The organism is Bacillus sp. B15-48 (assembly GCF_016879755.1).
GTDB lineage: Bacteria > Bacillota > Bacilli > Bacillales > Cytobacillaceae > Mesobacillus_B.
Window position 1 is genome coordinate 183,614 of the sequence record NZ_WOFU01000003.1, and the last position, 14,254, is coordinate 197,867.

The window sequence follows — 14,254 nt, forward strand, 5'->3', positions numbered from 1 at the left end:
AAGGGATATTCTTTTAGTCAGGACAAACTTTTAGATTTATCTTAAAAAGTTTCCCTAAGGAAAATTTAATTCCTAAAGCTAAATTTGTCAAGTAATATCTGTATTATTCATAAATTATAAATTTTGTGATAACTTAAAGTGGTAAATACTACAAAATAAAAAAGGACTAAGTATTCCTTAGTCCTTTACCGCAACCCTGCGGCTCGTTCTACTTGTGCTTGATGGCCACTGTCTGCTCGTCCGTCCACATGACGTGTACTTTTACTAAAATAGACGTCAAAATGGCCAGTAATTCCGTTATTCATGATATATTGACGTTCATGCGGCATAAAACTCATGCTTGCTGCTAATTTACGGTCATCAACCTCAACAATCACTGCTCTAGGCGTCCACGAAAAACCACCCCAAATTGCCTTAGCTATGTTTGTGTCATTTACTGAAATAGTTTCACTATCCGCATGATTTGCTCCAATCGTTCTTTTTATATAAAAACTCTTCCCTGTTAAGAAATCTGTTACTTTTGCCGTTTTTCCGATTGGAAAAACATACTGAGCTTCTGTCCACCAATCTAATAATTCCCCATGTTTAGCAGTAACTGTCTCCTTAACCGCAATATTATGAACTGGAATAGTCAGCCTTTGACCAATTGATAAGGCGCTTGATGTTGTTAAGTTATTTGCTCTTAATAATTCACTTTGCGGGATTCCATAGCGAACACTTAAATCCCAAATATTATCACCTGAAACAACGATGTGTGTCCTATAAGAAATACTATTTTGAGCTATATTTGTAGGAGCATTTAATCCGTTTTGAATGGTTAATGTTTGGCCAATTTGTAATGTATCTGTTTTTAACTGATTGGCACTTCTAATTGCGTCAGCCGAAACTCCAAATTTTGCTGCGATGACCGAAAGACTGTCACCTGAAACAACTCGATACGTAAATGTTTTTCTTTCGGCCTCTTTAACTTCTGGAGTTGTTGCTGCTCCTTGAATATTTCCAGGAATCGTCAACACCTGACCTATCCTAATTACATCTGTTGTTAAATGGTTCTCCTTTCGTAATGACTCGGTTGTTACTCCAAACCGTTGGGCAATCACCGAGAGACTATCCCCTGATACGACCGTATAGGTTCGTTCGACTGTCGATTGCGACGAAGTTGGCGTCGGTGTTGGAACTGGTGTCACTGTCGTTCCCGGAATCGTTAACACTTGCCCTACCCTTATTACATCTGTTGTTAATTGATTGGCTTCTCGCAATGACTGTGTCGATACTCCAAACCGTTGGGCAATCACCGAGAGGCTATCTCCTGATACGACCGTATAGGTTCGTTCCGCTGTTGATTGAGTTGGTGTTGGAGCTGGTGTCGCGTTCGTTCCCGGAATCGTCAACACTTGCCCTACCCTTATTACATCTGTTGTTAGTTGATTGGCTTCTCGCAATGACTGTGTCGTTACTCCTAATCGTTGGGCAATCACCGAGAGACTATCCCCTGATACGACCGTATAGGTTCTAGTTACCGTCTGCTGTTTAGTAGAATCTTGCTGCTGAACAACTCCTACCGATTGTTGTGTTAAATTAAAACTCATTGGTATTACAAGCGTTTGGCCTAGGCGTACTGCATCGCTTTGTAACTGGTTGGCTTCCCGTATTGCCGAAACGGTTGTTCCATAGTCTCTTGCAAGGACACTTAAATAATCTCCTTGCTTTACCGTATGAAATGCTTTAGGGATAACCATTCGTTGGTTTATATTTAAAACATCTGAGGTAAGATTGTTCGCACGCTTAATATCTTGAACAGTTGTATTGAACTGTCTTGATAAAATCCATAACGTTTCACCCGAATTTACATAATGATAAATCGAGCTCGATGATGGACCATTTTGATGGCTTCCATTAGTAGGTAACTGGGCTGCAGCAGAAGTCGGCGTCTCTATAAGCTGATAAGAAGCGATTACTAGCCCCCCTAACACAACTTTTACCATTGTAATTTTCAGTTTTGGGTAACTACGGCTAATGATATTTTTTGCTGTTTCCTTAATAGAATTGCTCTTAGCTTCAACTGTTCCCAGTTCGTTCGCAAATTCTGTTTGATTATCTATATAAAGAACAAGAGCAAATTCTCCGTTTTGATTAATCATTTCAAGTTTATGATTTTGCACTTCCATTCACTCCTATCTACTTGCACCCAATCATTGATTTCGTTTTCCATCTATATCTCCAGACATCCTCTCCATTAATGCGGCCATTTCAGCCCGTGTTGAACTATTACGTGGACGAAAGGTTCCGTCTTTGAAGCCACCAAGATGACCTTGTTGATAAATCGCTACTACAGGCTCATAGGACCAATGATTAACTGGCAGATCAGGAAATGGACTTTGCTCCTGTTTATTAATTGGGTATTCAAAAATATTATGCAAAATTTTTGCTAGCTGTTCTCTCGTTAGGGGGGCTCCTGGATCAAACCGATCTGGTTTTTTCCCGTGTAAATAACCTAGTTCTCTTGCAACTTCAATTTCTTTTCTTGCCCAATGATTACGTAAATCAGCAAAATGATACTCTTTAGGGGTTAAATGTTCCTTCCCCATTGCTCTTACAAGGATTACTGCTCCTTGCGCCCTTGTTAAGGTCGTTGTTGGAGAAAAAGTGGTGTTCGTCGTACCATGCATCCAGCCTCTTTGTGAAACTAAGTGAATACTCGGTTCAGACCAAGATCCTGTCGTGACATCAACAAAATACCTTCCGTTTAGCCATAATGAGTAATAATCCCATGTATCAGGAGTTTCATGAAAAAGAGCCCAAGATCCTGTTCCTTTAATTCCATATTTCATTGGCAAACGTAATTTCGCTTTAATCGAACGTTCATTTTCATACCAAATGACATATTGTCCCTCCGTTAATTTCGTATTTCCGATAAAATAAGATTGACCTTTAGGAATCGTAAAAGTCGCATAAGAAGATTGTGTTTTCTCATCAAATTCAATTTTCCCATTAAAAGTTGTTACTAAAGGATTGACCCTCGTACTCGATAAGCCCATTCCATTTATGGAACGATTTTCTAATGTTGGTCCATCCAATTTCCACATCCTTCCGTAAAACGGGAGGCCATAGACAATTTTATCTTTCGGTACGCCTTGATTAATGGCATATTGAATCGACCGTTCTGAAAAAGACATACTTGCGACAGGTCCAATTGGACTATCGGGCGACTCCCAGCTTTCGTCATAAGCCATAATCATTAAGTAATCCGCATGATTTGAAATCCCTTTATAATCATAAAATCCATGCCACCCTGTTTTCCATCCATTTGGATTTGCAGCAACAGCAACAGACACTTCTTTATGCTTAGGAACTGCTTGCCTCAACAACCGAATCAAATCCGTATGAGCATCTTTATAGGCGGAACCAACACCTTCGATATCAACATTTACCCCATCTAGGTTATACTTTTCAATCGCAGCAGCAATGTCATTTGCTAACTTTTGGCGATTATTCAAACCATTTATTCCTGCAGTTGCATCCCAATGATTTGCTAAGAAAGGGACAACCTTTTTGCCTCGTTTATGCATTTCATTAATAAAAGAGGTTTGCAATGTCCACGTAATACTCAATTGTCCATCTTTTGTAATATCAAAATAACTTGGCGAAACAACATCCAAACTTCCCTTCGTTGCATTCACTTGATTAATATAACTATTTGGGCTCCCGAAGAAAATGTATGACATATTAAACAATTTTGACTGTGCGAAAGTAGGGCTCGTACTTTTCCAAAGCAAAACGGTAGCAAGGATAATCCACATGACACATTTTTCATCTCGGCCACCCTTTCATTCATTAACTATTCTCCTGAGGCTTCAAAGAGATAGCCTGGTTGTACACGTTTAACTGTATAGCGAATTCCTTCATGCTCAATTGTTTGATCTTCCACCTCGTTTAAATCCAAATTAGGGCCAATCCCTAGTTCAGTAAATAACTCTTCAATTTGATGAGGCTGAGCATCTAAATTGAACATATAGATAATTTGACTCCAACCAGCTAACATCGCTAAAAGATTGGTTTGACTTGAATTTAGTAACTGCAATTTTTCCACATAATTATTTGTCACAAAAACACGCAATTCGAGAGACTGATTGAAAAAGCTCCGATAATAGCTGCCATCCTCTGAGTTTACTTTTTCAAGTGAACCAATTTCTAAATTGGCTCCCTGTTCATTTGAAATTGCATTCCAACGCGCCTTAAAGTCATGAAAAGGGAGTTTAAAATCACTCTCCCGTTGTTCTGTTTCAAGTTCCGTATTAGAAGATTCATTCCCTTCTGGCTGTTCAGCTGGCTCTTGTTGCGGGACTCCATAAGCTGGTGGATGGGCTTCGTCTTTCGGCTGAATGTTTTCTTCTTCCATTGGCTCTAGGTCCTCTTTAGGCTGTTCTGTTTCAGGTTTATTCTCCAAAATATTTATTCTGGATTCCCTCGTATTTTCTTCAGACCTCTGTCCTTGAAATGTCTGATTGCATCCGGCTATTAACAAAAGAAAAATTATCAAAGCATGATAGATTGGACGCTTCAAACTAATCCCTCCATTCCTTCAATAAAAAATAACAAATACGAATTTTACAATTTAAAATTTTCAACAAAAAATAACGACATCCTTTTCATCGGATGTCGTTTATTGTTACCATAAGCACTGCTTAATAAATTGTAATTAATTGGATAAATTTCTAAATAATTCTTGTACTGCTAGCTATGCCTTTCGTTTAAATTCCTTCCGCTGTATGCATCCTCAGTAGGCAACACCCGTCCGTTTATGAGTTTTATTAAATTCACCCATATCAGGATCAAAATAATCCTCATTGAACGCTGCTACAAACTGTTCATTTTGAATATATCCCGACCCCCAGGTCGGATCCATCGTTAACCAACTGCCGTCAACTTTCGCCTCAACCCACGCATGTCTCCCCGGGAAAATCCCGCCACCTGCTATGCCTTCTACAAACCTAGCTTCAATTCCACTTGCGCGTAATAGCGCAAGTGTTAAATAAGCATAATCTTGGCAAACACCTGATTTAAGCTCCAATGTTTTTAAAGCACTATCATCCCATTCAAATTCATCATTTTTATATTTCTGGACATCATATGAAACATTTTTGGCTACATATTCATAAATTGCTTTTGTTTTTTCACGATCATTCGTCATGCCATTTGTTATTTGGCTAGCCAATTCAATGATTTCTGGTGCATCCGATTGTACGCCCCGAGATGGTAATAGATCTCGTAGATCTTCGGCAGCAGTTGATTCCACTTCAAATTGAGCAAAACTAAAATATCGAAAATAATCACTGTTTTTTTCTTTAATTTCAGGAACACTTACAGTAATTTCATACGTGCCAGAACCAAATCGCAAATAAAAATGATCATCAAAAGAAAAATTTTCGACAGGAATCACATCCAATGCTTCGTCTTCTCCTTTTTTCGCCGTCACATATACGTGTGTTGTTTCTGGGGCAAACTCTGCATTTGGATCAATTGATCCGCTAATTTGATAGGTTGTTTCCGCAATATCACCACCATATATGGGGAAATCTAGCGTGACGCCACGTGATAAATACATCTCGGAAAATTCAACCGGTTTCATCGACCGGCTAGATTCGTTTTCGATAAAGATCGTTGTTGCAAGTTGATAATAGTTGTTGCGTTTATCATCGGGAACCATAATCTCGAGCTTGTGCAATCCCTTCCCATAAAATAATGGAATCTCATACTCAAACACATTATTTTTAATCGGAAGCACATGCTTCCATGTTTCTGAATCTTTTTTCAGGGTAATCAAGAGCGTTTCATCATCAGTTAAGTTTGCTGCTCTGCCCTTAAGCGAGAATAGCTCATTTTCTTTGACATAGCTTGAGTTCGTCTCAATCGAAAGCTCTGCAGCTTGGCCAAACGGTGTATAAGTAACGTCCCTTTGTATTTCCGGATTCACATTTATAACTTCGAAGGAAGCAGTGTCGTAATAATAGTTTTCGCGATCTTTGCTTGGAAGCTGAATCGTTATTTTATATTCTCCTGCACCATTGTGAAAATGAATGACCTGCTCAAATTTCCCTTCATTAATAGGGACGTAATATTGATGCTCTTTGCCAGCTGGACTTTCTGCAAAGGAATAAATTTTAATCCAAACATACTCAGACTTTAACTCTGTAAATTTTCCAATTTCACCTTCCACTTTCACCTTCCCATTTACAGCAAATTTTTTGTAAACAGGTTCATATAGTCTAACCCCGATTTCTTCACTATAGGATGTCAGCTCAAGCGGTTCCAGCTCCAATTCTTCATTCTTATCATTTGCTAATCTTTCAAATTCATCGACTACTTCCTTTGAATCACTAAGACTGCTTTCACTACAAGCTGATAAAAAAACGATTATAAATAGAAAACAAATGCAAAACAAATAACGCTGCTTTATGATCATGATTTCCTCCTTCCAAATTAATAGGATGATAGATACAAAATATTTCCATTTAATCATAGATAAAATACATTAGATAAACAAGATTTAAAACCAAAAACAATAAATGCGGGAAGAAAAAAGCAGTAACTCCCAAAAGGGAATCACTGCTACTCCATTTACTTAATACTAGCTGATAATCGAACCAATATCCCGGTCGAATACATCATAAGGATCAACGATGACCCCCCATAACTTACCAATGGTAAAGTGATCCCTGTAATTGGAAGGATCCCCGATACAGCACCTAAATTAAAAAACACTTGAATCATTATTTGAAAAGTCAATCCAATCGCTAATAATTTAGAAAATGCGTCTTTTAATTTGAGTGATATCCGGAAACCACGATACATAATTAAAAAATATAAAAACATAATGAGAAGTAACCCTAAAATCCCGAGCTCCTCTAAAGTTATTGCCATAATAAAGTCCGTATGTGCCTCAGGAAGATACCCGAACTTTTGCGCACTATTTCCTAGTCCATTCCCTTGTAGCCCGCCAGATGCAATAGCCTGATACGAGTTAATTAATTGATACCCCTCCCCTGAAGGATCATCAAAAGGATTAAGAAAGGACATCAGTCTTTTTAACCGATAACTTTCACTAAAAGCGAAATAAAGGATTCCAGAAATGGCAATCATCCCTAAAGAGATAAGGTGAATCAACCTTGCCCCAGAACATAGTAGAATCACACCACAAGCTAAAAGGATGGATGTAGCTGTACCTAAATCTGGCTGCTTTAAAATCAATAAAAAAACGAAACCTAAAATAAGTAGCGGGGGCAATACCCCCTTCGCAAAATGATTGATATATTCTTGTTTTTTAGCATATATTGCGGCAAAGTATATGATCATTCCAAGCTTTACTGCCTCAGAAGGTTGAAACATAAAGGAGCCAAGTTGAATCCATCTCTGCGAAAAATTCCGCTCAACACCAATTCCAGGAATTAAAACAATGATTAATAAGAAGATTGAAATTAGCACAATGATTGGGCTAAGCTTCGCATAGATTTGATGAGGAAAAAATGCAGCTATAGTAAAAAACACAAGGCCAATGCTAAAAGATGTCAGCTGCTTATCAATAAAATAACGGTCATTTCCATACTGAATGACCCCTAATGGGTAGCTCGCACTATAAACCATAACTAAACCTAAAAAACAAAGGAGGAAAATCGCAAGAATTAATAAATAATCGAATTTCTTAAGGTATCTCAACAGCACGGAATCACCCTAGACGGTTTGATGATTACTAAACATATAATTTTTCGAGCGAATATTCACACTCAACACTAATCCAATTGCGATCATATTCGTAAGAAGTGCACTTCCACCATAACTAATAAACGGAAGCGCAAGACCTGTAATTGGCATTAGGCCAATCGTCATCGCAATGTTTTGGAAGACTTGAAACGAGATCAATCCAATCGCTCCAGCTATAATGTAAACGCCAAACAATGTGTTCGCTCGTAAAGCGATGATGATCATTCGATAGATTAAAAGAAAATATAAACTAATTAAAATTGAAGCACCGACAAACCCAAATTCTTCCCCAATAACAGCAAAGATAAAGTCGGTATGAACTTCTGGTATCCTTCCACTTTGTACTTGATGCCCTTGATTAAATCCCCAACCTGTCATTTGACCAGATCCTATTCCTAAGAGAGACTGCGTCAATTGATATCCATAACTTGAAGCAAAACTTTCCGGACTTAGCCACCCATATATTCTTTCTAATTGGTGGGGCTTAATAATTTTAATAAAGATATCAAAAAAATGATTGTGTAAATAAACTAAAAATGCCAATAACCCCGCGGCACTAGAGATTATTAAAAGAATCATTTTATAAGAGATATTAGAAACGACCATTAAAGTGATTAATACCGCACCGATTACTAAAGCCGAGCCTAAATCAGGTTGAACAAGAATCAAAAAAAACGGTATCATCGTAAAAACGACCATCTTAAGCGTAATCGGAATGCTTTCAATAAATGATAAGTTTCTTTCTCCTAGCTTATTTAGAAATACAGATAGCAAGAGAACCAAAAATACTTTTACAAATTCGGATGGCTGAAGTTCAAATAATCCAAAACTAATCCATCTTTGCGAACCGTTTTTAAACGTCCCAAAAAAATGGACAAGAATTAATAATCCGATTCCGACAAGATACAATGGCAATGCCCATTTTTCAAGCAATTCATAATCGAAATACGCTACAATTGCCATAACGGTAAAACCGATGATATACCAAATCACTTGTCGCTTTACAAAATACAACGAATCATCTGTCTGATACTGCCCAGAAGCACTATATACAACAAATAGACTGAAAAAAAACAACGCCATTAATATAAGTATTAAAGGATAATCAACTTGTGTTTCATTTCGTTTCATCATTCCACCTATAACCATTCTCTTTTTGCTCATTCTTGTCGCTACGTTCAAATGGTTCGTCTTTCGTAAGGACTTTTACACCGCTTAAGGTCAATTAATCGAAGCCTTCCAATGATTCGGGGCTTTAACTGGCAGCCAATCATGAAGCAAGCTTCACCAACATGTATGAAATTCGCTATTTTCATGGGAGTTAATCTGCGATAAACCATTAAGCGAACCCTTTTTATGAGTTAGAAAATGCCTTTCTAAATAAGATTTAAACCTATTTTTTGAAAATATTTAATACTAACTGTATTGCCATTGCATCGTCAAGATACCCGATTGGGAAAATATAGTCAGGGATAAGGTCTATTGTTAAAATAAAATACAACAATGCTGCCCCGGTAAGTGCAAGCTCTTTCGTCGTGCCCTTTCTCATCCGAAATCGTTCATACATTTCTTGTAAATGATTGATATATGGCCCAATACTGTCTACTTTTTTTAATTTTTCCTTAAAGTCATTGTGAATTGATTCTCGCCCCTCTTCCGTTTGGGCGTATTGTTCATATTTTGCTAATTCCTGTTTAATCTCTTCAACAGATAACTTTTCCCCAAATAGATTCGTAGATTCAAGAATCGCATTCATTTCAATTGAAGCCTGTTCCTCAAATGCAATCTTCTCTGCTTTCCTTTCAACATGATAACCAGCTGCATGCATTAACTCATTTATCGAAACATCTAAGGAGTCAGCAAATTTTTGCAAATGACTTAAATTAGCCTTCCTTTTGCCATTAACGATTCTCGAAATCGTTGCTTTATCAACCTGACACATTACACTGAACTTTCCCATTGACAATGAACGTTCCTCTAACAACTCCTTTAATAGAGTTCCTAGTGTATCTTGTTGACTCAAGATCAACATCCCCTTCCGTGCCGTTAAACTATGAAAATATCTCCCTGCCGTATCTTTTTTTGATGCTATCAATATATCTGTGTATTGACAATTTGTCAACATCCGACAATACTAGTCAATAGTTACGTTTTTTGTCTAAAGGCAGTTTTAAAACTAAAAATAGCCTAACCGCAAATTTTGACCTACGGTTAGGCTTGTCTCTATTCTCAAAAAGTTTTTGTTTAGTCTATGCTTGAACCTTATTCTTGGCAATATTAATCATTAACTTTATCCGGTTTACTTGATTTACTTTACTAATATTTGAGTCATAATCAATTGAAATGAGATTGGCATTCGGATATTCTTTTTTGATGGCGTTAAACATCCCTCTGCCTATCACATGATTTGGAAGGCAGCCAAAAGGCTGAACACAAACAACATTTTCTACTCCTGAGTCCATTAATTCAGCCATTTCTCCAGGCAGAAGCCAGCCTTCCCCCATTTGGTTTCCTAAACTTAGAAAGTTTGCTGCCCTATTGGCGATTTCTGTAATTTTCGGTGGTGCTTCAAAACGATTGCTAGAGATTAATGCTTGACGAATTGGATTTCTATAAAACTCTATGAATTCTGTAGCCACTTTACCTATCAACTTATTATATTTAGGCAGACCAAAATGATCTACTTTGAAGTTTTTATTATGAAGTCCGTACAAAAAGAAATCAATAAAATCCGGTACGATCGCTTCTCCTCCCTCTTTTTCAATCTGTTCAATCAGTTGGTTGTTGGCATAAGGATGGAATTTCACCAGGATTTCACCAACAATACCGACACGTGGCTTTTTATGAACAAACACTTCTACCTTTTCAAAACTCGAAATAATCGCTTGAATCATCTGCTTGTATTCTTTCATAGAAAAGTTTTCTAATAGCTTCCGACACCGTTCCATCCATTTAGAATAGACCATCTCAGTACTTCCTTCTATCTTCTCATACGGTCTTACCGCAAGCTTCAGGCGCATGAGAAGATCACCAAGACATGCGGACACCACAAGCTTTTTGGCAAGCAGGGGCGTAATTTTAAATCCTGGATGTTTCACTCCATCGACTCCGCCAGCATTTAATGAAAGGACAGGAATTTGTTGCATACCAGCGTTTTTCAAGGCTTTTTTCAACAAAGCCAAATAATTTGTTGCCCGACAACCTCCTCCTGTTTGTGACATGATGACCGCTGTTCGATTCAAATCATATTCACCCGTTTTTAATGTGCTTACTAATTGTCCAATCGTAATGATTGCTGGATAACAAGCATCATTATTTACATAGCGTAAACCTTGTTCGACAGCCTCATCGGTGACATTTTTAATGACCTTCAATTTGTAGCCGTGAAGTTGAAAGGCCTTTTCAAATAACTCGAAATGAGAAGGAAGCATTTGTGGAGCGAGAATCGTATACTCCCTCTCTTTCGCTTCTTTCGTAAAAACTGGTTCAAGTTCTTTTAGGCGACAATTCGTTTTACGAACAGCAAATTCTTTATCGCGTTGTTCTGCAATAGCTGCTTTTAATGATCGAAGACGGATTCTAGCAGCCCCCAAATTGCTTACCTCATCCATTTTTAACCATGTGTATAACTGATTGTTTTCTTCCATCATTTCCTCAACTGCATCGGTAGTAATCGCATCAATCCCGCAACCAAAAGAGGTAACTTGCAATATTTCTAACTGAGGGTTTTCTTTAATCACAGCTGCTGCCCGATACAACCGAGAGTGGAAAGTCCATTGATTAACAACATCTACATGACTTTGGTCTATTGCAAGATGGGATATCGCATCTTCTGTTAAAACCGCCATTCCTAGGCGGTTGATTTCCTCTGAAACCCCATGGTTAATTCCTGGATCGATATGATAAGGGTGTCCAGCCATAACAATGCCAATTGTTTTTTCTGCCTTCAATTGATTAATAACGTCCTCCCCGCGTTTTTGCAACCATTCTTTATAGTCAGCCTCCATCTGTTTCGCTAGTTTGACGGCTCGCTTCATTTCTTTTTTCGAGAGATCATCGAAGGTTCTACCTAATTCTGTTAACAGAGAGTTAGGTTCGTCAAACGATATGAACGGTGATACATATTCAATTTGATTTTCTACAAATATTGATTCCATATTGACACGTATAACTTCAGAATAGGAGGCAACAACTGGACAGTTAAAGTGATTTTGTTGTGCTTTACTTTCATTCTTTTCATAAACAACTGCAGGGTAAAAAATCTTTTTAACCCCTTTTTCTATTAAGTTAATGATATGTCCATGAGCCAGTTTTGCTGGGTAGCAAACTGATTCAGATGGAATGGTATCCATTCCTTTTTCAAACATTTCCTTACTCGTAGAATCCGATAACACGACCTCATAGCCTAATTCACTAAAAAACGCATGCCAAAAAGGATAATTTTCATACATATTTAATACACGCGGAAGACCAATCTTACCCCGATAAGCATCCGTTCCAGAAAGACTAGTCCGGTTAAATAATTTCTCGCGTTTTTCTTCTACTAAGTTTGGAAGTGCACTTTTAATTTTTGGTCTCCCAGCTCCGCGCTCACAACGATTTCCAGAAATGAATGTCCGTTTATCAGCAAAACGGTTGATTGTAATTGGACAATTATTTTCACAAAGGCCGCATCGGCGGTGGGTCGTTGTTACATGAAAATCATGAATCTTCTGTCCAGTTAGTAATGAAGATTTCTTCTCTTTTATCCACTTTTGTTTGGATAAAAGCGCACACCCATAGGCACCCATCAGTCCTGCTAAGTCAGGACGAATGACTTCTTTTCCTGTCAGTTTTTCAAATGTCCTTAAAACGGCATTATTTAAAAACGTTCCACCTTGAACAACAATTCGGTGTCCCATCTCATCTACCGATTTTAGCTTTATTACTTTATATAAAGCGTTTAATACTACCGAATACGCTAAACCTGCTGAAATATCAGGGATGCTCGCACCTTCCTTTTGAACTTGTTTAACTTTTGAATTCATAAATACGGTACACCTAGAACCAAGATCGACTGGTGCTTGTGCCGTTAAAGCAAGCTGAGAAAATTCTTGCACATTTTCCCCTAAAGTTTCAGCAAAGCTTTCTAAAAACGATCCACAGCCAGCAGAACATGCTTCATTTAAAACAATGCGATCAATGACACCTTCCTTGATTTTTATACATTTCATATCTTGGCCGCCAATATCGATAATAAAATCTACATCAGGTTCGAATTTTTTTGCAGCCGTATAATGGGCAACTGTCTCAATCTCACCATCATCGATCTGAAAGGCAGCTTGAATCAATTTTTCTCCGTAACCTGTCACAGTTGAACGTTCGATGGTCACATCATTAGGAAGACTCTGATACAAACTGGAAAGTCCTTCTCTAACGGTTTCAAGTGGATTCCCTTTGTTTTTATCGTAAAATTCAAATAGCACTTCCTCTTTTTCACCAATTAGAACAATTTTCGTTGTCGTTGACCCGGCGTCAATTCCTAGGAATGTACTTCCTTTGTATGTAGAAAGTCGATGTTTCTTTACCTTTGACTGACCATGGCGTTGCATGAACGCTTCAAGTTCACCTGATTGATGAAAAAGTGGTTCGTTTCGGTTGGAAACTTGTTTCCTTTTCGAGTTGCTCATTTTCAATAACATTTGGATTAGTTGATCAGCCTTGACGGAAGAGTTTTTTTCACTTTCTAACGCTGCACCAATTGCCACATAATAATGACCATCTTGACTAAATAATACTTGTTCATTGTTTAGTTTGAGTGTTTGTATAAACCGTTTCCTAAGCTCTGGAAGAAAAGTTAAAGGCCCTCCAAGAAAGGCTATATTGCCTCGGATTGGTCTTCCGCTAGCGAGTCCTCCGATTGTCTGATTCACCACAGCTTGAAACACTGATGCTGCAATATCTTCTTTCCTTGCTCCTTCATTAAGGAGTGGCTGAATATCCGTTTTTGCAAATACCCCGCATCTTGAGGCAATTGGATATATTTTTTCTGCTGAAATAGCCAGTTTATTCAGTCCTTCTGCATCGGTATTTAACAAGGAGGCGATTTGGTCGATAAACGCGCCCGTTCCCCCCGCGCAGGCCGAATTCATCCGCTGTTCAAGGCCGTTTGTTAAATAAATTAGTTTTGCATCTTCCCCTCCAAGTTCGACAATAATATCAATATTAGACACCGTTGATTTTACTGCCTCTGTACAAGCTACTACCTCTTGGATAAAAGGAATTCCTAAATCTTCACAAAGCCCTAAGCCCGAAGATCCGCTTGCATTTATTTTTAATCTTGCATCAGGAAACTCGTCTGAAAGTTGTTGTAATAAACGAAGTGTCGTATTTTTAATATCAGAAAAATGGCGTTGATACGATTTAAACACCATTTCATTCTTATGATTCAAAACGACCATCTTAGCTGTTGTTGAACCGACATCAAGCCCAACTTGAAGTTCCACATTCATCTCTC

Annotated in this window: 8 protein-coding genes; all 8 read right to left on the reverse strand. The window is 38.0% G+C overall.

Features of this window, described 5'->3' with window-relative positions:
- Window positions 1-185: 185 nt before the first annotated feature.
- The 8 genes from GNT69_RS11425 to GNT69_RS11460 all read right to left on the reverse strand — a co-directional run bounded on the left by GNT69_RS11425 (window position 186) and on the right by GNT69_RS11460 (window position 14,243).
- The gene (locus GNT69_RS11425; protein WP_203555109.1) at window positions 186-2,162 is read right to left on the reverse strand and encodes a LysM peptidoglycan-binding domain-containing protein; all 1,977 of its coding nucleotides are present in this window, start codon (window positions 2,160-2,162) and stop codon (window positions 186-188) included.
- A 30-nt stretch (window positions 2,163-2,192) separates the two neighbouring features.
- Window positions 2,193-3,800, reverse strand: a complete 1,608-nt coding sequence (locus tag GNT69_RS11430) for a glycosyl hydrolase family 18 protein (RefSeq protein WP_203555110.1) — start codon at window positions 3,798-3,800, stop codon at window positions 2,193-2,195.
- A 38-nt stretch (window positions 3,801-3,838) separates the two neighbouring features.
- On the reverse strand, window positions 3,839-4,564 hold the full coding sequence (locus GNT69_RS11435) for a hypothetical protein (protein WP_203555111.1): 726 nt from the start codon (window positions 4,562-4,564) through the stop codon (window positions 3,839-3,841).
- A gap of 213 nt (window positions 4,565-4,777) precedes the next feature.
- Entirely contained in the window at window positions 4,778-6,463 is a 1,686-nt protein-coding gene (locus GNT69_RS11440; protein ID WP_203555112.1) for a transglutaminase domain-containing protein, read from the reverse strand.
- Between the two features lie 155 nt (window positions 6,464-6,618).
- Window positions 6,619-7,719, reverse strand: a complete 1,101-nt coding sequence (gene ftsW / locus GNT69_RS11445; RefSeq protein ID WP_203555113.1) for a putative lipid II flippase FtsW — start codon at window positions 7,717-7,719, stop codon at window positions 6,619-6,621.
- Between the two features lie 9 nt (window positions 7,720-7,728).
- A complete protein-coding gene (gene rodA / locus GNT69_RS11450; RefSeq protein ID WP_203555450.1) occupies window positions 7,729-8,889 on the reverse strand; it encodes a rod shape-determining protein RodA in 1,161 nt (386 codons plus the stop codon).
- A gap of 262 nt (window positions 8,890-9,151) precedes the next feature.
- Window positions 9,152-9,790: a helix-turn-helix domain-containing protein gene (locus GNT69_RS11455; protein WP_203555114.1), complete on the reverse strand. Its 639-nt coding sequence runs from the start codon at window positions 9,788-9,790 to the stop codon at window positions 9,152-9,154.
- Window positions 9,791-10,007: 217 nt separating this feature from the next.
- Window positions 10,008-14,243, reverse strand: a complete 4,236-nt coding sequence (locus GNT69_RS11460) for an acyl-CoA dehydratase activase-related protein (RefSeq protein WP_203555115.1) — start codon at window positions 14,241-14,243, stop codon at window positions 10,008-10,010.
- Window positions 14,244-14,254: the final 11 nt, after the last annotated feature.

Excerpts from the sequence above, each read along its gene's own strand:
- GNT69_RS11430 (WP_203555110.1), bottom strand. The coding sequence starts at position 3,800 with ATGTGGATTATCCTTGCTACCGTTTTGCTTTGGAAAAGTACGAGCCCT.
- GNT69_RS11440 (WP_203555112.1), bottom strand. The coding sequence starts at position 6,463 with ATGATCATAAAGCAGCGTTATTTGTTTTGCATTTGTTTTCTATTTATA.
- rodA (WP_203555450.1), bottom strand. The coding sequence starts at position 8,889 with ATGAAACGAAATGAAACACAAGTTGATTATCCTTTAATACTTATATTA.
- GNT69_RS11455 (WP_203555114.1), bottom strand. The coding sequence starts at position 9,790 with ATGTTGATCTTGAGTCAACAAGATACACTAGGAACTCTATTAAAGGAG.